The organism is Caballeronia sp. dw_276, assembly GCF_018449635.1.
Classification (GTDB): Bacteria; Pseudomonadota; Gammaproteobacteria; order Burkholderiales; family Burkholderiaceae; genus Caballeronia.
The window spans coordinates 249,704-267,924 of the sequence record NZ_JAAVUV010000010.1; the positions used below are offsets into that span (position 1 = coordinate 249,704).

At 61.2% G+C, this 18,221-nt stretch carries 17 protein-coding genes and 1 tRNA gene; 7 read left to right on the plus strand and 11 right to left on the minus strand.

Features of this window, described 5'->3' with window-relative positions; genetic code table 11:
• Window positions 1-2: 2 nt before the first annotated feature.
• The 5 genes from HB633_RS21770 to HB633_RS21790 all read left to right on the plus strand — a co-directional run bounded on the left by HB633_RS21770 (window position 3) and on the right by HB633_RS21790 (window position 1,945).
• Complete coding sequence (locus HB633_RS21770; protein WP_213780206.1) at window positions 3-809, plus strand: BON domain-containing protein; 807 nt, start codon at window positions 3-5, stop codon at window positions 807-809.
• Complete coding sequence (locus HB633_RS21775) at window positions 806-1,168, plus strand: c-type cytochrome (RefSeq protein WP_213780207.1); 363 nt, start codon at window positions 806-808, stop codon at window positions 1,166-1,168. Before HB633_RS21770 ends, HB633_RS21775 begins: the two co-directional genes overlap by 4 nt.
• Window positions 1,169-1,235: 67 nt before the next feature.
• Window positions 1,236-1,311 (plus strand) — tRNA-Ala (locus HB633_RS21780).
• A gap of 164 nt (window positions 1,312-1,475) precedes the next feature.
• The gene (locus tag HB633_RS21785; protein ID WP_213780208.1) at window positions 1,476-1,751 is read left to right on the plus strand and encodes a hypothetical protein; all 276 of its coding nucleotides are present in this window, start codon (window positions 1,476-1,478) and stop codon (window positions 1,749-1,751) included.
• Window positions 1,751-1,945 carry a hypothetical protein gene (locus HB633_RS21790; RefSeq protein WP_213780209.1) on the plus strand — a complete coding sequence of 65 codons (195 nt, stop codon included), beginning with the start codon at window positions 1,751-1,753 and terminating at the stop codon, window positions 1,943-1,945. Before HB633_RS21785 ends, HB633_RS21790 begins: the two co-directional genes overlap by 1 nt.
• A gap of 243 nt (window positions 1,946-2,188) precedes the next feature.
• On the opposite strand, the gene HB633_RS21795 is transcribed toward HB633_RS21790, so the two are convergent.
• Window positions 2,189-3,868: a Na+/H+ antiporter gene (locus tag HB633_RS21795; RefSeq protein ID WP_213780210.1), complete on the minus strand. Its 1,680-nt coding sequence runs from the start codon at window positions 3,866-3,868 to the stop codon at window positions 2,189-2,191.
• Window positions 3,869-4,262: 394 nt separating this feature from the next.
• Here HB633_RS21795 and HB633_RS21800 point away from each other — a divergent pair, with 394 nt between their 5' ends.
• Window positions 4,263-5,582, plus strand: coding sequence for an EAL domain-containing protein (locus HB633_RS21800; protein WP_213780211.1), 1,320 nt, complete (start codon window positions 4,263-4,265; stop codon window positions 5,580-5,582).
• 41 nt (window positions 5,583-5,623) lie between these two features.
• Here the strand turns inward: HB633_RS21800 and HB633_RS21805 are convergent, their stop codons facing one another.
• Window positions 5,624-9,193 (minus strand): indolepyruvate ferredoxin oxidoreductase family protein, encoded by a 3,570-nt coding sequence (locus tag HB633_RS21805; protein ID WP_213780212.1) that lies wholly within the window; start codon window positions 9,191-9,193, stop codon window positions 5,624-5,626.
• 256 nt (window positions 9,194-9,449) lie between these two features.
• Between HB633_RS21805 and HB633_RS21810 the strand changes: the two genes are divergently transcribed.
• Complete coding sequence (locus HB633_RS21810) at window positions 9,450-10,073, plus strand: glutathione S-transferase family protein (protein WP_213780213.1); 624 nt, start codon at window positions 9,450-9,452, stop codon at window positions 10,071-10,073.
• Here the strand turns inward: HB633_RS21810 and HB633_RS21815 are convergent.
• The 9 genes from HB633_RS21815 to HB633_RS21855 all read right to left on the minus strand — a co-directional run bounded on the left by HB633_RS21815 (window position 10,070) and on the right by HB633_RS21855 (window position 17,918).
• Window positions 10,070-10,315 carry a hypothetical protein gene (locus HB633_RS21815; RefSeq protein WP_213780214.1) on the minus strand — a complete coding sequence of 82 codons (246 nt, stop codon included), beginning with the start codon at window positions 10,313-10,315 and terminating at the stop codon, window positions 10,070-10,072. The two genes, HB633_RS21810 and HB633_RS21815, sit on opposite strands and share 4 nt — an antisense overlap.
• A 70-nt stretch (window positions 10,316-10,385) precedes the next feature.
• On the minus strand, window positions 10,386-10,610 hold the full coding sequence (locus HB633_RS21820; RefSeq protein WP_213780215.1) for a hypothetical protein: 225 nt from the start codon (window positions 10,608-10,610) through the stop codon (window positions 10,386-10,388).
• A gap of 87 nt (window positions 10,611-10,697) precedes the next feature.
• Window positions 10,698-11,618: a carbohydrate kinase gene (locus HB633_RS21825; protein WP_213780216.1), complete on the minus strand. Its 921-nt coding sequence runs from the start codon at window positions 11,616-11,618 to the stop codon at window positions 10,698-10,700.
• Complete coding sequence (locus HB633_RS21830; RefSeq protein ID WP_213780217.1) at window positions 11,615-12,904, minus strand: AGE family epimerase/isomerase; 1,290 nt, start codon at window positions 12,902-12,904, stop codon at window positions 11,615-11,617. The genes HB633_RS21825 and HB633_RS21830 overlap by 4 nt, the downstream gene beginning before the upstream one ends.
• The gene (locus HB633_RS21835; protein WP_213780218.1) at window positions 12,901-13,941 is read right to left on the minus strand and encodes a LacI family DNA-binding transcriptional regulator; all 1,041 of its coding nucleotides are present in this window, start codon (window positions 13,939-13,941) and stop codon (window positions 12,901-12,903) included. Before HB633_RS21835 ends, HB633_RS21830 begins: the two co-directional genes overlap by 4 nt.
• 202 nt (window positions 13,942-14,143) lie before the next feature.
• Window positions 14,144-14,749 carry an SAM-dependent methyltransferase gene (locus tag HB633_RS21840; RefSeq protein ID WP_213780219.1) on the minus strand — a complete coding sequence of 202 codons (606 nt, stop codon included), beginning with the start codon at window positions 14,747-14,749 and terminating at the stop codon, window positions 14,144-14,146.
• Window positions 14,746-15,534 (minus strand): PIG-L family deacetylase, encoded by a 789-nt coding sequence (locus tag HB633_RS21845; RefSeq protein WP_213780220.1) that lies wholly within the window; start codon window positions 15,532-15,534, stop codon window positions 14,746-14,748. The genes HB633_RS21840 and HB633_RS21845 overlap by 4 nt, the downstream gene beginning before the upstream one ends.
• A complete protein-coding gene (locus HB633_RS21850) occupies window positions 15,522-16,568 on the minus strand; it encodes an acyl-CoA dehydrogenase (protein ID WP_255581049.1) in 1,047 nt (348 codons plus the stop codon). Before HB633_RS21850 ends, HB633_RS21845 begins: the two co-directional genes overlap by 13 nt.
• A 330-nt stretch (window positions 16,569-16,898) precedes the next feature.
• A complete protein-coding gene (locus HB633_RS21855; RefSeq protein ID WP_213780221.1) occupies window positions 16,899-17,918 on the minus strand; it encodes a bile acid:sodium symporter family protein in 1,020 nt (339 codons plus the stop codon).
• Window positions 17,919-18,221: the final 303 nt, after the last annotated feature.

Genomic DNA, 18,221 nt, shown 5'->3' on the forward strand with positions numbered 1-18,221 from the left:
TGATGAACACGACACGCGTCAAATCGACGCTTGCCAAGGCCACGTTGCTGGCTGGACTGTTATCGGGCGTCGCGCTGAGCATGCAGGGCTGCGCGCTTCTGGCAATCGGCGCAATGGGCGGCGCCGTGGGCGGCGGCACGCTGGTCGCAACCGACCGGCGTACGCTCGGCGCGCAAACCGAGGATCGTGAGATCCAGGTGAAAGCGAAGAGCCGGATTGGCGAAACGCTTCCCGATCAGGCGCATGTGAGCGTGACCGTGTTCAACCGCCGTGTGCTCCTCACCGGCGAAGTGCCGGCCGAGCAATGGAAGCAGAAGGCCGAAGAGGTGGTGCGCGGCATCAACAACGTGAACAGCATCGTGAACGAGCTTGCCGTCCAAGGCGCGAGTTTGCTGTCATCGCGTACCAACGATGCTTATCTCGAAAGTCGCGTGAAGGGTGCGCTGGTCGGCGAGAAGGATCTGCGCGCGAATTTCTACAAGGTGGTTTGCGAGCGCAGCACGGTGTATTTGATGGGGCTCGTCACGCGTGAGGAAGGTACGGCCGGTGCGAATGTCGCGGCGCAAGTGCCTGGTGTCGAGCAGGTTGTGAAGGTGTTCCAGTACATCAAGCCTGAAGATGCGCAGGCGTTGTCGGCGGCGGCTGCATCGGGCGCGAGCGCGCCGGCGGTGACGCCTATCGACGATAACCCCACGGTCGGCGCCGTACCGGATTCATCGGTGAGCTCGAAGCCGCTTGATGGCACATCGCCCGCGCCGGTTAAAAACTCGGATGTGCATCCGGGCAATCCTGCACCGGCGGCAAAATGAGGCAGTTGTTTTTGAGTAGCGTGGTCGCCGCGACCGGTCTGGTTGCGGCGGGGCAAAACGCTTTTGCGGCGGATGCGCCAACGTCTGCCGTTTCTCCCGCCGACGCCATGAACATCGCGCGCAAGAACGCCTGCATGGGATGCCACGCGGTGGATCGCAAGCTGGTGGGGCCGTCGTTTCAGCAAATCGCCGAGAAGTACAAGGGCGATGCGAAGGCGCCGGCGCGGCTTGAAGGGAAGGTGAGGGACGGTGGCAGCGGCGTATGGGGCATGTTGCCAATGCCGTCACATCGTTCGATGGATTCAGGCGATATCAAGAAGGTTGTTGGCTGGATTCTGGCTGGATCGCCGGCGAAGTGATGGGGATTTTGTCCCGTTGGATGCTTGTTAGGCACGCTTTAGGCTGTGCTAGAATCGTTCGCACGATGGGGGGGTAGCTCAGCTGGGAGAGCGTCGCGTTCGCAATGCGAAGGTCGGGAGTTCGATCCTCCTCCTCTCCACCACGATTCAACGACAAAACCGGCCTCGGCCGGTTTTGTCGTTTGCAGGCCGTGAGTTACCGCCCATCTGCGACGCTTCTTGACACAACTCCACGATTCTTCGCTTGACTCCGAGCTTTGACGCAATGCTATGTTTCTATCTAAGGGAAACAGGCTTTGGAGGCGAAATGGCATCAACGAGCGGACGGATTGTCGTGCAGGTGACCACGGGTCAGAAGCGCGCTATTGCACGCACAGCAAGGCGGCTCGGACTGAACCCGGATGAGCTCATGCGTCAAGCGGCACAGGGCTTCGCACCATCAGAAGACGAACGCGATCTGCTCGACCTGATTAACCGTGCGAATGCATCTGCAAAGCAAGCCAGTGAATCGCTCGTTGATACGTTGTCGTTCATACAGGAGTCGAACAAGCGTATCGCCGCAATGAATGCGGGGAATGCGTGATGGGCGTGACTGACAAGTTGTGGGACGCGCTCACGACCGTTATCAAGATGAGCGACAACATGGTGTCACTGAACGGCAGCGTCAAGGCCCAGCAGGCGAAGGTCGAGGGATTGACAGAGCGCGTGATCCGCCTCGAAGCAACATTGGAGCTCCTGTTGCGCACCGGTGGCAGCGCCAGAAAGCTGCCTCGCTGATTGGCGAGTCATGCAATCGTTCCGTTCAGCCCACGTGACCCCAGCGCGCAAAAAAAACCGCCCAGTGCCAAAGGCAGTGAGCGGAAAGATCGGAGAGTTACAACGACATCATGCGCTTTCATCGAGCACGCATGAGACGAAGTATGGCGCGGCGATCCATGTTGAAAAATACGAAAACTCCTAAAGCGATCGTTATGTTATTCGTTAATCCGTATTGAACCGATTAACGAAACAAGGCTTGATTCAAGCGCTCGCACCTTTTTTGCGGCTCACAATCGCTGTCTCGGATAAATCGATTTCACGCATCAGCTTGTTCAAGGTTTCATCGTTGATGGCCTGGCGCGTGCGCAGCTTCAGAAGCTCGGAGCGCTCCGCCCTGAGCGCAGCCATCTTCAGCTTTGTTTCGACCATCTCGCTTTGTCGTGCAGCGCGACGCGATTCCTCTTCATCGCCGAGTCCTTCAAGACGGCGTCTATACAGACTCATCACGCGCGCCGTGGAATCAGCGCAAAATGCCGCGCCGGTTTCATCCATCTGGCCGGTGAGATCCTCCTGCGCGGCATCGATTGCACGAATCGCCGCTTGTGCCGCGTGGCGGCGCGCGATGCGTTCTTCTGCGGCATGTGGATCGCCGCGACGCTTCAATCCGCTCAGCAATATCGGCAACCCGATCACGCCGATTAATAGCGACATCAGGATTGTCCCTGATGCAATGAAAATGGCGAGATCGCGTCCTGGAAGTGCAGCGCCGTTCGGCAAGACTTCAGGCAACGACAACACGCCCGCGAGCGTGACCGCGCCTCGCACGCCGCCGATGGTCGTCATGGCGACCGTGCGCACGCCCGGCACCGCGTTCGATACGCCGTGCTTCGCCGCGCCGCGGCTTGCGACCCAGCGCAGCACCCACACCCACGCAAAGCGCAAGCCGTACAGCGCAATGACGACCGCGGCCACATACCCGAGCAGCAAGCCGACCTGGTAAAGACCATCGTGATGCGCCTCGATCAACGCGCGTCCAATGATGTGTGGAAACTGCAGCCCGAGCAGTATGAACACCATGCCGTTGAAGACGAATTCGATCATCGTCCAGGTGCTTGTCATGCGGATACGCGCGGCCGTTGGGATGATCTCGCGCAGGCTCTGGAAGTTCATCATCATGCCGGCAGAAACAGCCGAGAGAATGCCCGAGCAGCCGAGTTTTTCGGCGATCAGGTAAGCCGCGAACGGAATCAGCAACGTGAGGATGACGCCGGCGGCGGGGTCATCGTCTTCTGACATTTTCACGATTCGCCGCGGAATCGTGGTCACGAGCCAACTGATCACCGCGCCAATCACGAGGCCGCCGACGGCGATCACCACAAAACTTATCGATGCCGCGCGCAACGAGAACACGCCCGTCAGCGCGGCCGCGATCGCGAACTTCAGCGCGACGAGGCCGGACGCGTCGTTCATCAACGCCTCGCCTTCGAGGATGTGCATGAGGTTCGCCGGAATGCGGCCTTTACCCGCAATACCGCTCAACGCGACGGCGTCCGTTGGCGATAACACCGCCGCGAGCGCGAACGCGACAGGCAAGGGCATGACGGGAATCATCACGTGCAGAAACCAGCCGAGCGCGCCTACCGTCATGAACACGAGGCCGAGCGCGAGCAGCAGGATCGCGCGGCGTTGCATGAAAAATTCGCGCTTGGGGATGCGCCAGCCATCGGCGAAAAGCAGCGGCGGGATGAAGAGCATCATGAAAAGCTCGGGATCGAACGTGACATGCAGGCCGAGTCCCCGCCACGCGAGACACGCGCCGATTGCGATCTGGATCAGCGGCAAGGGCAACGTGAACGGCAATTTGCTCGCGAGCGCGCTCGTGATGAAGCCGGACAGCGCGACGGCCAGCATCAGGATGAGTACGGTGAAAACGATATCCATATTTTCTTAATGCGTAAGCGCGCGGATACTGAAACCCGGCGCGCCCGTGTGATAACAAGGACCAAAGTTTAGCTTGGTCGGGCGAGCGAGTCCGAATACGACGACGCACTGCAATGGTGCACGTCGCACGCCGTCTCGTGAACGAGGCGTCACGCCTCGGTGCACATTGCGTTGAAAGCTAGGTAATCCCGCAAGGACACGTGAGCACGGAGCTTGCTTTATCGATGGCGACGGGACACGCAGATTACCCGCTTAAAGATAATCGAGGGCAGCGTATGAAACCAGGATTCAGGGCGCGGGCGACGCGACAACCAACGCAATCGATTGCGGTGATAAACGAGGATGAAATGCACGACGGACAATCGCAGCCGTGCATTCGTCCGGGGAAGGCAAGATGGCAATAGCGAATCCGGAGAAGATCAAGCCGATCTCGCCGCGAAATTTTGAACTGAGCGTGACATCGGGGTTCGACCGGTATTCGGTTGAGCATGGCAACTGGACGCTATCGAGCGTATTCCAGCCGGTTTTCAGCCTCTCGCACATGCGGGCGGTCGGGTATGAAGGTTTGTTGCGCGCGCACGATGCGCTCGATCGCGCCGTGTCGCCACTCGATGTGTTCGGCCAGGCCGCGCGCATCGGTGAGGCGATGCAGCTCGACCGCTTGTCGCAGGCGCTGCATCTCGAAAATTTCAACGTGCTGGGCGCGCAGAACGAGTGGCTGTTCCTGAACGTGCATCCTGGCGCCTTGACCGAGCCGTATCACATGGCCGCGTTGCTGGCGAATCTCAAGCGCCTGAACATCGAGCCGCGCCGCGTGGTGCTGGAAGTGCTGGAGGACCGGGCGGACGACATCGAGAAGCTCGCCGAGGCTGTGCAGCACTTTCGTGAGCACGGCTTTCTGATTGCGCTCGATGACTTCGGCGCGGGGCATTCGAATATCGAACGGATCTGGCAACTGGATCCGGATATTGTCAAGCTGGACCGCGTGATGTTGTCGCACGCCGGGCAGTCGGCGCATACCCTGCACGGGATGAGCCAGGCGAAGCATCGGCGGAACATGGAGGCTATCTTGTGCGGCGTGGTTTCGCTGCTGCATGAAGCGGGCAAGCTGGTGTTGATCGAAGGCGTGGAGACCGAGCATGAGGCGCAACTGGCGCTCGCGAGCGGCGCGGATTTCGTGCAGGGGTTTTTCTTCGGCCGCCCGAATCCCGGTCTCGCCGATGCCCCCCAGGCGCACACGTTGATGAGCGAGTTGACCGAACGTTTTCGCTTGCAGACCGAGGCGAAGGAGCGGCGCGTAGCAACGCGCCTTCAGCCGTATGTCCGGGCGTTCGAGCGCGCAGCCGAGCGTTTGGCGGCGGGCGAGCCGCTGGAAGAGGTGTGCTGGAATTTCCTTGCGCTCGATAACGCCGCACGATGTTTTCTTCTCGATGCGAACGGACGGCAAGCAGGCCGCAACGTGGTGCTTCGGGCTGACCGGGCCGCGCATGAAGCGCGATTGTTGCCATTGATCGATGCCCAGGGCGCGAACTGGCTGAGGCGGCCGTATTTCAGGGACGCGCTCGGCGCACCGGATCGCGTGCATGTGACGAAGCCTTATTTATCGATCAATGAGGCGCTGCCTTGCGTGACGTTGTCGGTGGAGACGCGCATGGGCGGCCAGCGCGTCGTGCTTTGCGGGGATATCGATTGGGAGGCGGAAGAGGAAGAATAAGTCTTGGCGAGCTGATTCACGCGAATCAGCTCGCGCCAATTTCACTTCGCTACCACCACCGGAATTCCCCTCAACGCGCCGGCGCCTCTGAGTTCATCCAGCGACGCTTTCACGTGGCGGCCTGTCTCAACCGCAATGCCCAGCTTCGCGCCCAAGTCCCGTTCGCGGCGCTTCACCATCGACACATTCGCGAGTTTTACGTGTCCATATCCGCGAATGCGTTCGTGTAGCAGCGCGAGCGTTTCGACGTCCTTCGCGTTGTCAGGCGTCAGCACTTTTAGCGCGCGCTGAATGGTGATTTCGTAGTCGCCGGGAAGCTCACGCTCCATCCTGCGTTCCAGCGACCGGCCGAATGGATCGATAACCGTGCCCCGCAATCCACGTACTTTCGACATCACGCCGAGCACCGGCCACAGCCATTGTCCGAAGGTCATCTTGCGCGGCGCGCCGCCATTCTTCGACTTCGATAAAACCGGCGGCGCCATGTTGAACTTCACCGCAAAGTCCTGGCCCGCGGTTCCCTCGAACTGCGCTTCCAACGCTGCGCGAAACGCCGGATCGGTGTGAAGCCGCGCGACTTCGTATTCGTCTTTCACCGCAAGCAGCCGATAAAACGTCGTGGCGACCGCCCGCGTGACGGCATCGTTGCCGGAGGCGGCGGCGGCCGACACCAGCGAGTGGTATCGCGTCACGTAGTTCGATCCGCCATACGTCAGCAACCGTGCTTCACGATCGGCGATCAACGCGTCGAGCGGCATCGCGTTCATCTCGATTCGCGGCATTACGGCCGTTTTGCGCAGCGATTCCAATGCATTCATATCCGCCGCCGCCAATCGTCCGATCGCAAACGCGAGCTTGTTCATTGGCACCGCGACATTGTTCAATTCGATCGCCCGCATCAATGCCGCGTGCGACACGGGCACGAGCCCAAGTTGCCACGCGTAACCGAGCATGAGGATATTCGCGCCGATGGTGTCGCCCAGAAAACGCGTAGCCAGCGCCTGCGCATCGCACGTGTTCATGCGTTCCGCGCCCGCCGCGTGCCGCATCTTTTCCAGCAGCGACCCGGCGTGGAGATTCGCGTCGGGGTTCTGCACGAACGTTGCGTTGGGGATCGCGTGCGTGTTCACGACAATGCGCGTGCGGCCATGCCGGACGGTTTGCAGGGCATCGGCGCTGGCGCCGACGACCATGTCGCACGCGAGCAGCACGTCGGCCTGCTGGGTATCGATGCGAACCTGGTTCAGCAAGGCATCGGTCGCGGCAAAGCGCACGAATGACAGCACCGCGCCGCCCTTTTGCGCAAAGCCCATGAAGTCGAGCACGGACGCGCTCTTGCCTTCGAGGTGCGCCGCCATGCTGATGAGCGCGCCGACCGTGACCACGCCCGTGCCGCCAACGCCCGTAATGAGGATGTCGTACGGCGCGTTATCGAGCTTAAGCGCGGGTTCCTGCAATGCATCTACGCGTGCCGCGAGCGCTTCGGGATCGAATCCGTTGCCTGCCGCCTTCTTGAGTTTCGCGCCTTCCAGCGTGACGAAGCTCGGGCAGAAACCGTTGACGCACGAATAGTCCTTGTTGCACGACGACTGGTCGATACGCCGTTTGCGCCCGAGTTCGGTCTCAACCGGCTCAACCGATAAACAATTGCTCTGCACGCCACAATCCCCGCAGCCTTCGCACACGGCTTCGTTGATGAACAGGCGTTTGTCGGGATCGGGGAATTCGCCTTTTTTCCGGCGGCGACGTTTTTCCGCGGCGCAGGTTTGATCGTAGATCAGGACGGTCACGCCCAGGATGTCCCGCAAACGTCGTTGAACGTCGTCGAGTTCGCTTCTATGGTGGAACGTCGTGCCCTTCGGAAACTGGTCGTGATGCCCGTCGTATTTCTCGGGTTCGTCGCTGACCACGACCAAGGTTGCGATCCCTTCCGCTTCGACCTGCCGCGCGATTTGCGGCACGGAGATGCTGCCGTCCACGGGCTGACCGCCGGTCATGGCGACGGCGTCGTTGTAGAGGATCTTGTATGTGATGTTTGTCTTCGCCGCGACCGCTTGGCGAATCGCCAGAATCCCGGAGTGAAAGTACGTGCCGTCGCCGAGATTCTGGAAAACATGCGGCGTTTTCGTGAACATGGAATGCGACGCCCAATCCACGCCTTCACCACCCATCTGGATCAGGCCAGTGGTGTCGCGCTCCATCCACGACGCCATAAAATGGCAACCGATTCCGGCCTGCGCGATCGATCCATCGGGGACTTTGGTCGATGTATTGTGCGGACATCCCGAGCAGAAATACGGCGTACGTTTGACGGCATCGGCGGCGTTCGACAGGATTTTCGGCGCAACGAGATCCACGACCTTGTCGCGGCGGTCGAGCGCCGGTTTGTGCCGCGCGAGCCAGTCGGCGAAAACGGGCAGCACGCGTGAAGGACGCAGTTCGCCGAGCGCGCTCAACAGCAGGGCGCCATCCTGTGCATTCTTGCCAATCACGATCGGACGCGCGCCCTGCGTCCGGTTATACAAATGGTCCTTGATCTGCTGCTCGATCACCGGGCCCTTCTCTTCGATGACGAGGACCTCGGACAAGCCTTCCACGAAGGTGTCGAGCCGCGTGGTTTCGAGCGGAAACGACAAACCCACTTTATAGATGCGCACGCCGGCGGCATCGAGGTCATCGACTGTCAGATCCAGCCGGCGCAAGGTTTCCATCAGATCCAGATGCGCCTTGCCACACGTCACAATGCCGACGTCCGCGTGGCGGCTCGGGGCGATCCATTTATCGATTGAATTGACGCGCGAGAAATAACGCACAGCGTCGAGCTTCGCGGCGAGACGCGATTCAATGGTGAGGCTCGGCAGATCGGGCCAGCGATTGTGCAAGCCGCCTTCGGGCGCGATAAATCCTTCGGGCGCGGGAAACACGGTTTGCAGCGCATCGAGATCGACGGTCGATCCGGATTCCACCGTCTCCGATATCGCCTTGTACCCCACCCACGCGCCCGAAAACCGCGACAACGCCCAGCCGTAAAGCCCGAACTCGAGCATATCGGCGATATTCGATGGATTTACGACCGGCATGTGCCACGCGATCATTGCCTGGTCGGACTGATGCGGCATGGACGACGACACGCAACCGTGATCGTCGCCCGCGACAACGAGCACGCCACCATGCGGCGACGATCCATACGCGTTGCCATGCTTGAGCGCGTCTCCGGCGCGGTCCACGCCCGGACCTTTGCCGTACCACATTGCGAAGACGCCATCGACGGTGCGTTCCGGATCCGACTCCACGCGCTGCGTGCCCAGGACCGCCGTGCCGCCGAGCTCCTCGTTGATCGCGGGGAGAAAACGGACATCGTGCGAAGCCAGCAGCTTCTTTGCCCTCCACAGTTGCTGATCGACCATGCCGAGCGGCGATCCGCGATACCCGCTGACAAAGCCTGCGGTATTCATTCCCGCCGCGCGGTCGAGTTGTCGTTGCATCAGGACAAGACGAACCAGCGCTTGCGTGCCGGTGAGGAAAATCCGGCCTTGGTTAGCGTTGAGGTTATCGGTGAGTTGATAAGCGGCAAGCGGCGGATGTTCTGCAAAAGGGACACGCGCGTTCATGAAGTCTCCGGCGTTTTATCGTTGGATTGAGAGGATGTCGTCATTCTTCCTCGACATAACCGGAGGTTTTTTGCGTTTCTCGCGTTCATACAGTTTCCAGCGCAATGAAAACAATCTTAAACGTCCTGATTGAGTGGAAATAGCCGGCCGAATGGCTAACGTGTGGTTAACCCGCACGGCAAAGCGGGCGGGAGCGGGTAATCTCAATGCTCTCGCTGCGAGAACGCGCAGCGCCACAGACAGGAACGATCCGCCTATGAAGCTCTATTACTGGCCGAAGACACGCGCGTTCCGCGCGTTGTGGATGCTCGAGGAATTGGGCGTGCCGTACGAGTTCGCCTATGTGAACATCCGCGCCGGCGAACAGAACGAGCCGGCGTTTTGCGCGGTGAATCCCATGTCGAAGTTGCCGGCACTGGATGACGACGGCGTTTGCGTCGCGGAGTCGGGCGCGGTGCTGCTTTATCTCGCCGATAAATACCCGCAAGCCAATCTCGGCATTCCCTCCGATGACTCTTTGCGCGGCCGCTTCCTCCAATGGATGTTCTTCACGGGCGCGTGCCTCGAACCGGCGATGGCCGAAAAGATGATCGGCGCGCCGGGCAATAGCGTGAGTTTCGGCTGGGGAGATTTGGGCCGTGTGGAAAAGGCGATGGAATCATCGCTTGCGCATGGGCCATGGTTGCTCGGCGAGCGTTTTACAGCCGCCGATATCCTTGTCGCAAGCACGCTGCAGATCGCCTACATGGCGAAGCTGATCGAGCCGGGCGGCGTGCTGTCCGAGTATGTTGCGCGCGCTACGTCACGCGAGGCGCATAAGCGCGCGGTATCGATCGATAAAGCCGAGGCGCAGAAAGCGGCGGCGGTCGCGAGGAATTAGGGAAACGTCTTCGGCTTCGGAATGCCCGCACCGGCTTCAATGTCGGCGACGGCTTGCACGTGCGCGGCATCGACGGCATCGGCGGGACTCGACAAACCGTTGTCCCCGCCGATGGTTTTCCAAGGCTGTACCGCCTTCTCGAGGTGACGGATTTCGTACTCGGCGTCCCAGCGTGTCCCCTGCAATTCGATGGGGCGAACGTGGATGGAATAGACGCCGTAAAGAAAGAGTTGTTCCGACATGCTGAGTCTCCCGTCCAAGCTGAGTTAAACGGAAACGGCGGCGCAGTAACTAACGCGCCGCCGTACATTTTTAGAGTTCGATTTCGCCAAGAATCCGATGCGCAAGCGCGCGAGCTTCTTCCAGGGCTTCTTCTTCGGAGAGGGACGTGGCGGCGACATCGTAGAGTTTAGGTTCTTCCCCGTTCCCGCCGTCATCGCGCACGAGCGAGACGACGCCCTGGAACTGCCCGTCGTCCGTGGGACGCACGCCGATAGTCGCGGTGTAGATGCCCTTCGTGTAGATCGTGTCTTCCATGATGCGCTCCGCCAAAGGTTGAAAACGATGCTAGCACGCGTATTTACCGCGCGTATGACCGTCTTTTCGTAAGCGGATGCGCACGTTTCAGGCCAGCAGATCCTCGACTTCTTCGAGCGACGGCGAATGCGCGCCCGACATCCGGCAAGCCGCGGCGCCCGCTGCCAAGGCAAATCGAAGATGGTCGGGCCAGCCGCCCGGGCGTGTCATGAGGCTGTAGAGCAAGCCACCGATGGACGCGTCGCCCGCGCCGACCGTATCCGCGACCTGCACTTTCGGCGGCGTGGCTTGCCAGCTTTCATTGCCGACGTGCAAGGTCGCCTGCGACGAGCCGCGCGTGACGAGCACGGTGGCTTGCGGGTTCATCGCGCGGATTTCCGCGATGGCGTCCGCTTCGTTTGCTATGTTCGGAAAGAGGCGTTGCAGGTCTTCATCGGAGACTTTGATCAAGTCGGCGAGCGCCGCCATCTTGCGCAAGGTCGGCTCGTAGCCGTGTTCCATCAGGTTCCGGTAATTCGGGTCGAAGCTGATCTTCACGCCGTGCTCGCGCAATTGGGCGGCGAGTCGCGCCAGCGTGTCGCCAAGCGGTTGGCGCACGAGGCTGATGCAGCCGAAGTGCGCCCATTTCACCGCGTCCATCCAGCCGGACGGCAGCAAGGCGGGATCGAAGGCGAGGTCCGCGCCGTTTTCGCCCATGAAGTAGTAGGTCGGCGGCTGCGTCTTGTGGACGATTGCCAAAAGCGGCGGCCGTTCGACGCGCTGCATGAAGCGCATGTCGAGACCGGCGGCGACGCTTGCGTCCCAGAGTTCATCGGAGAAATTATCGGTGCCGAGCGATCCCGCCGATGCCGTCGGCAGACCAAGGCGCGCAACCGCGCGGGCCACGTTCCAGCCCGCGCCGCCAGGACGCGAGAGCCACTCGGACGGACCTGTGCGGATCAGGTCGGTGAGGATGTCGCCGGCCGAGACGAATTGCGGGAAAGCAGGGGTAGAGGTCGTCGCGTTCATTGTCTGGCCGTCTCTTTTTCGGCGATGTGTTGAGGCTGCGTCGAGGCGGCCGCGTCAGGCGTTGTCACGCCGATTGCATTCAGCACTTCGTAGCACGCGCCCATCGTGTGGTAATCGGTCTTGCCGGCGGGGCTTTTTTCGTCGCCGTATTTGCGGTTGTCGCAGGTCAGGATGCGGAACCACGCGCCGTGTTTGTGATCGACGAAATGCGCCCAGCTATAGCGCCAGAGTTCGTCATAGCAATCCCAGAAGCGCTCGAGGCCCGTACGTTTGCCGAGCAGTGCAGCCGTGGCGAAGGTTTCGGCCTGCACCCAGAAATATTTGTCGTGGTCGCAGATGGAATCGTCGGGGCCAAAGCCGTAGTACAGGCCGCCGTGCTGCTCGTCCCACGCGCGGTTGAAGCCGGCATCGAATAATTCGATGGCGCGCGGCGCCAGCCACGGCAACGCCCGGTGCCGCTCAAGGATCAACAGCAGCTTCGCCCATTCGGTCTGGTGGCCGGGCTGGAAACCCCACGGACGGAAAATGTTCGAGCTGTCGGATTCGTTGTAATGCCAGTCGACCGACCAGTCCGCGTTGAAGTGTTCCCAGACCAGGCCGTTCGAAAGCCGCGCCTGACGCAGCGTGATGTTGCCGGCGATCTTCTCCGCGCGATCCAGATACAGCACGTGACCGGTCGCCTCATACGCGGCGAGCAGCGCTTCGGTCGCGTGCATGTTCGCGTTCTGCCCCCGATACGGCGAGAGCTGCCAGTCGGGTGTGGCTTCATCGGCGTAAAGACCGGCGTCAGCGTCCCAGAAGTGCTGGTCCATCAACTGGAAGGTTTCATCGATCAACGGCCTGGCTTCATCGATGCCCGCCATCGCCGCGTGCGCGCACGCAAGCAAGACGAAGGCGTGGCCGTAGCAATGGCGCGTGCCGTCGAGCGTGCGTTTTGCGCCGTCGCGCCACTCGATTTCCCAGTCGTAGCCCTGGTTCACGGCGTCCCAATGGGCGTTGCGCAGGAACGCGAACGCGTGCCGCGCGTTGTCCTGATGATGCTGGCCGCCGAAATGGCGAAAGGCCATCGCGTGGTTGAAGACGAAGCGCGTGCTGCTGACGAGATGGCGCGTGGTGTGGTCGTAGACCGTGCCGTCGTCCTTGAAAAAATGATGGAAGCCGCCCGATGGATCGCGGGCCGTCCGCTCGTAGAACGCGAGCGTGTGGCGCACGTGGTCGAGCAGGAAATCGCGGCTGCGGAAGTCGGGTTCGGCCCGGTCCGCCGCCTTGAGCGCGGTTGAGTTCATGCCGATGTCTGTGTCCGTGTTGTAGCCGAGCTCGCGCGGGGAATCAGGCGCACGGGCACGAGCGTGTCGGTGGTGAGGTTCGTATCCGCGTCGCCGGCGTCTGTGTTTTGCGCGGTTTCGAGCAGCAGATCCACGCCGCGCCGGCCGAGCGCTTCCTTGTCTACCGTGACCGTGGTCAGCGGCGGCGTGCTTTGGGCTGCGGCGGGGATATCGTCGAAACCAACGAAGGCAACGTCCTCCGGAATCCGCAACCCGTGCCCCACGCACACGCGCATGGCAGCAAGCGCCGCTGCATCGTTATAGGCGAAAACGGCGTCGGGCAGCGGCTTCAATTGGTCGCGGGCCTGCGCGATCAGGCGCTCCATGGCGTCGGCGGCGGCGACTTCGGCGTCAATGGCGGGCTGCGTGGTCACTTCCAGCGTGGGATCGAAGAGCATGCCGGCTTCGAAGTACGCGAGTCGGTAACCCATCGCACGCTGCGCAATGCTGTAGTGCGCCAGCGATCCGCCGATAAACGCAATGCGTTTCCTGCCCATTGCAAAGAGGTGCTGCATGGCGAGCGCCGCGCCGCGCGTGTTGTCGACGTTCACCGAACGGAATCCCGGCGCATGCAAGTCGATCAGCACGACCGGCCGGTTCATGGAGCGCAGGTGAGCAAGCAATTCCGGCTCGATGAACCCTGCAACCGCCACGGCGTCCGGTGCGTGAAGCCGCATTTGCTGGGCGAGATCGTGCGTCGGACCGGCGGTGAGCACCGAAGGCACCAATCGGCGCTCGCGGCACGCTTCCTCGAAGCCATGCAGGACGTGGGAAAAAAACGGGCTGACCGCGAAATTATTGTGCTGGCGATGCAGCAGGAAGGTCACGCGCCGGATGCGTGTACGCAGCTGGGCAGCGTCATAACCGAGTTGCCGTGCTGCCTCCACGACGCGTTCGCGCGTCGCCTCCGACAAACCCGGCTGGTTTTTCAGCGCCCGCGATACCGTGCCGATCGACACGCTGGCTGCGCGTGCGACATCGCGAATGGTTGTACCCATCTGTCTTTCAATCTCCGCATGCGTGTTCTACTGTGTATGAAGCCTCGTTTACGCTGTGTTTATCAGTTAAACGAGGTTCGCATGATCGCGGGGATTGTATAGTAAAACGAGGGTCGACCGTCTCGCAAAAACTTAGAGAAAACCCCTAATCGGTTATTCGATAAGGCTTTCGGTTCTCTTTCTTGTTTAGTAAATGGCGTTTTTAGCGGGCTTCCCTTTGATGCACCGACGCCATATTCGATGACCACACATCGAGCATGAAATCGTCGTCTTCGTAGTGCGACAGCAGTGGCAGCGCCACCTCCGCCCGCAGTTCGGCATGAACGTGATCGCCGGTGAAGGGCCATCCTTCGATCGGCCGGCGCCAGTGACACGCAGCAATAGTCCCGCCTTGCGCGAGAGAAGACGTCAGCCGGAGTGCCAACCGCCCGAGTTGATCCTGCGAGAGGTAATACGCCACCTCGCTGACAACAATCAGGTCGAACTCGCCCTCCGGCCATTCGTCGGGCATGGCGCGTTGTTCGACCTGCACGTGCGCCAAGTCCGCGACCCGGCGGCGCGCTAGTTCAACCGCAGCCGGGTTTAGATCCGCCGCCAGAAGCGCGTCGCAGCGACCCGCCAGTTCGGCCGTGAATTCACCATTTGCGCAGCCCGGTTCGTAGACGCGGCGGTAGTGCTCGTCGGGCAGTGCGGCAAGTGTCAGCGCCCGTTTGCGGCGTTCGTACCAGCGGTCGCGAAGCAGCCACGGATCGTCGCTGCGTTTATAGAGGCCGTCGAAATACTCGTGTGCATTCGGCTCTGCGGTCATATCAGAACGACCTCGTATGGACGCGTGAGGCGTTCCAGCACGTGCGCGGGAAGAATGGCGTCGCGTCCTGTGGAACCGTCGGCTTCTATCTGGCTGCGGAACGCCTGCACCGCGTGCAACTTGCGGGCGTGCGTTGTTTCGTCCAGCACGATGCGGCGTGCGCGGCTCCACGGCACGCGCGAATCGTCCGGCGTTGCCCAATGCCAGGTCCAGACGGGGACTTCCACGAACGGCAGATCCAGCGTGGCCGCAATGGCCGTCACCGCGCGGCCGACCGATTCATGATCCGGATGACCGTCATACCGCCACGTTCCGAACACAACGTCGCCGGGTTGCAAATGCGTTTCGAGCGCCTTGGACAGGTCGGATTCAAAGGTTTCACCGCCGCCGTCGGGCAGATGCAGCCGGACCATCACGACATGGCGCATGCGCAAACGCTGAAGCGCGTCGCGCGTTTCCTGAGGCCTGGTGGCAGCGAGGCGCGCAGCGGGCCACTCGGGCGAACCGGGATGACTCGCGGTGCCGTCGGTCACCGCGATGATCAGCACCTTGCGGCCCAAGTCGGACAAGCGGGCGAGCAAACCGCCTGTGCCGAGGATTTCGTCGTCGGGATGCGGCGACACGATCACCGCGCGTGCGCCGGGCGGCACGAGCGTGGCCGGATCGACTTCGGGCAAGGTTGAAAGTTGCTCGGAGCCTTGCCATGCGGCTTCCGGCGTACCTTGTCCCTTGATTGCCCGGTCGTTTTCGCCTTCATTCGCCACTGGAGTCACTACAGGTTCCATGCGCTGCTTTCCTCTTTGACAATCCGCTCTGCAAGCGCGGCTTCGTCGCGTTCGGCGTGGCTCTGCCGGATAAACACGGGTAGATCGGCCATCAAGCTGGCGAAATGGCGATTGCGGCAAAGTGGCGCCGCGCCGAGCGCACGGCCGGCACGTTCGATGACTTCAATCGCCGCCCGCTCCGCCGCGAGCCGGGCGCGGAAAGCGCCTGGCAAAGCGTCGGCATGCGGCTCACGGTCGATTTGCGCGGCCGTTTCACGCAGAAGGCTGGCTGTGCTGGAAAGCGCGGTATCGATGGCGCCGAGATGCGCGAGCTTGTACGGGTCTGCGCGTCGCGCCGCATCCTGCTTGACGAAGTTGCCAATAGCCGCGGCCGCGCCAAACCAGCACGCCGCAATGCCGCCTCCGCCATGCCAGAATCCCGCGCGTTCCAGATACGCGCGCGGTGCGCCGATGCGCGTGGCGCGCGCGTTGTCAAAGTGAACGTCGACGCTGGCGCTCGCGGACATTCCGACCGCCATCCATCCCTCGTCGGTGACATGAATTCCGGGTTGACGCAGGTCGACGGCCGCGAGAATTGGCTCGTCCCGTTCGTTCCATGCAGTGACGAGCGCGTGGCTCACGGACGCAGCGCCCGAGCACCACGCCTTGGTGCCCTGAAGTGCGATTTCGCCGCCTCCGTCCGATACGACCTTCGCAACAACTCTCGCCTTCGGCGGTTCGGCGGCCCAGACGCCCCATGCCTGACCGCTTTCCGGGGCAAATCCATCGCCTATTTCCGCAATGATCGCAAGGGCGTCCGTGTGTCCTTCGTATAGTTTTACCAGCGCCAGGTCGCACGCGGCAACGGCGGCGAGGGCCCGCCACCGCTCGAGCGTCGCGCCGTGGCCGGGACGCGGCAACCGGTCGAGCCCGGCGTCGATCAAAGCCTGCAGCGCGTGAGCGGTATCGGCGGCCGAGCCTCGCTTGAAGCGGAGCTCGCGTAAAAACGGATCGAGCGCGGACGAAGTCGCGATGCCGTCAGTCATTCTCTGCATGATGAATCCTGGCCGCTTCGATAAATTGGATGGGGATCGTCCGCGGGTCTGCCGCTACCCGTGACAATGCGTTGCCACCAAGTGTGGCAAGGCACATGCCCGGCCACCAGTCCGCCAAATGGCATATGACTTGAAGCAAACCGAAACACTCGTTTTTTTGGACGCCGTTTCACGTCTCGCGTCAGCTCATATCCCATTTGGCCGAGTCGACAGGGCGCCTGGACCAGCCTCAAATAGCAAAAAAGCCGCACATGGCGGCTTGATGCTTGGTTCGGGGGAGAAATCGTGCAACAGCTTGCATTGTTCTCAGATAAAGCGCCGGACCGGCGTTTATTGGCGAGCTTGCGCGCCCGCTCCCTGAGGTTGATTGGCTTGTTCGCCGGAGGTGTCGCGTGCGCCCCAACGCTGAGCGAGGACTGCGCATGTCATCAGTTGGATCTGGTGAAACAGCATGAGCGGCAGCACGACTGCGCCCACGGCATGCGAGGCGAAAATAACCTTCGCCATTGGAATACCGGACGCCAGGCTCTTCTTCGATCCGCAAAAGATGATCGTGATCTGGTCCGCCCGGTTGAACCCAAGCCGCTTGCTGGCGATAGTCGTCACCAGAAGCGCCAAGGCCAGCAAGACGACGTTGACCACCACCAGGCCGCCAAGCGTTTGCATCGAAATCGTGTGCCAGATGCCTTCATTCACCGCTTCGCTGAATGCAACGTACACAACCAGCAGGATGGAGCCCTGATCGACAAATCGCAGGATGCTGCGATTTTTATCGAGCCATTTGCTGATCAACGGCCGTAGCAATTGCCCGGCTATGAAAGGAACGAGCAATTGCAAAACGATGTTGCCGACCGTATGCCATGCAGAACCCGCGCGGCCGGCGCTGTCCGTCACCACCAGGCCCACGAGCGCAGGCGTGATGAAGATTCCGAGCAGACTGGACGCGGACGCTGCACAAACGGCCGCCGGCACATTGCCTTTGCCTATTGATGTGAACGCTATGGACGATTGCACGGTGGAGGGCAGCGTGCATAGGAACAGGATGCCCATGTAGAGCGCAGGCGTGACGAGCGGCGTGAGGATGGGTTTCAGCGCCAGCCCCAGCAACGGAAACAGCGCGAACGTGCTCAGCAGAACCACGATATGCAGACGCCAGTGCGTCATGCCCGACACGATTGCCTCGCGCGAGAGCTTCGCGCCGTGTAGGAAAAACAACAGTCCGACCGCAATGTTCGTCAGCCAGTTGAAGCCGATGGCTGCGTCGCCGCGGCAGGGCAACAGGCTGGCAAGAATCACCGTGCCAATGAGCGCAAGCGTGAAGTTATCGGGGAGGAACTTGGGGCGGGTCATCGGAAATTCTTGGAAGTTTGCCGTGCATTGGAGTGCGTAACGGTCCTGAAACGAGATCGCCGTCATAGTGAGACGAGGAAAAGCGCTCAAAAACGCGTCGAGACTGCTATTTTCGCCGGATTGCGATTCAATAAGCAAATTCATTTAAATGATTTATTAATGCGGTTTATGCATCAATTTTGGCGTCTTGTTGCCACCGATAGAACCAGCTGCGGACCGGTGGTTCTACTCCGGAATTCACGCGTTTCGCTCATACGAAATCGGGATCAGGACTAACCCGAATCGGCAAAAAAGTGTGAAGTA

Coding starts and splice junctions, on each gene's coding strand:
- HB633_RS21825 (WP_213780216.1), bottom strand. CDS start 11,618: ATGAACGCGACGACCTCTACCCCTGCTTTCCCGCAATTCGTCTCGGCC.
- HB633_RS21815 (WP_213780214.1), bottom strand. CDS start 10,315: ATGTCGGAACAACTCTTTCTTTACGGCGTCTATTCCATCCACGTTCGC.
- HB633_RS21835 (WP_213780218.1), bottom strand. CDS start 13,941: ATGGGTACAACCATTCGCGATGTCGCACGCGCAGCCAGCGTGTCGATC.
- HB633_RS21845 (WP_213780220.1), bottom strand. CDS start 15,534: ATGGAACCTGTAGTGACTCCAGTGGCGAATGAAGGCGAAAACGACCGG.
- HB633_RS21805 (WP_213780212.1), bottom strand. CDS start 9,193: ATGAACGCGCGTGTCCCTTTTGCAGAACATCCGCCGCTTGCCGCTTAT.
- HB633_RS21770 (WP_213780206.1), top strand. CDS start 3: ATGAACACGACACGCGTCAAATCGACGCTTGCCAAGGCCACGTTGCTG.
- HB633_RS21800 (WP_213780211.1), top strand. CDS start 4,263: ATGGCAATAGCGAATCCGGAGAAGATCAAGCCGATCTCGCCGCGAAAT.
- HB633_RS21830 (WP_213780217.1), bottom strand. CDS start 12,904: ATGAACTCAACCGCGCTCAAGGCGGCGGACCGGGCCGAACCCGACTTC.
- HB633_RS21790 (WP_213780209.1), top strand. CDS start 1,751: ATGGGCGTGACTGACAAGTTGTGGGACGCGCTCACGACCGTTATCAAG.
- HB633_RS21840 (WP_213780219.1), bottom strand. CDS start 14,749: ATGACCGCAGAGCCGAATGCACACGAGTATTTCGACGGCCTCTATAAA.
- HB633_RS21820 (WP_213780215.1), bottom strand. CDS start 10,610: ATGGAAGACACGATCTACACGAAGGGCATCTACACCGCGACTATCGGC.
- HB633_RS21775 (WP_213780207.1), top strand. CDS start 806: ATGAGGCAGTTGTTTTTGAGTAGCGTGGTCGCCGCGACCGGTCTGGTT.
- HB633_RS21810 (WP_213780213.1), top strand. CDS start 9,450: ATGAAGCTCTATTACTGGCCGAAGACACGCGCGTTCCGCGCGTTGTGG.
- HB633_RS21850 (WP_255581049.1), bottom strand. CDS start 16,568: ATGCAGAGAATGACTGACGGCATCGCGACTTCGTCCGCGCTCGATCCG.
- HB633_RS21855 (WP_213780221.1), bottom strand. CDS start 17,918: ATGACCCGCCCCAAGTTCCTCCCCGATAACTTCACGCTTGCGCTCATT.
- HB633_RS21795 (WP_213780210.1), bottom strand. CDS start 3,868: ATGGATATCGTTTTCACCGTACTCATCCTGATGCTGGCCGTCGCGCTG.
- HB633_RS21785 (WP_213780208.1), top strand. CDS start 1,476: ATGGCATCAACGAGCGGACGGATTGTCGTGCAGGTGACCACGGGTCAG.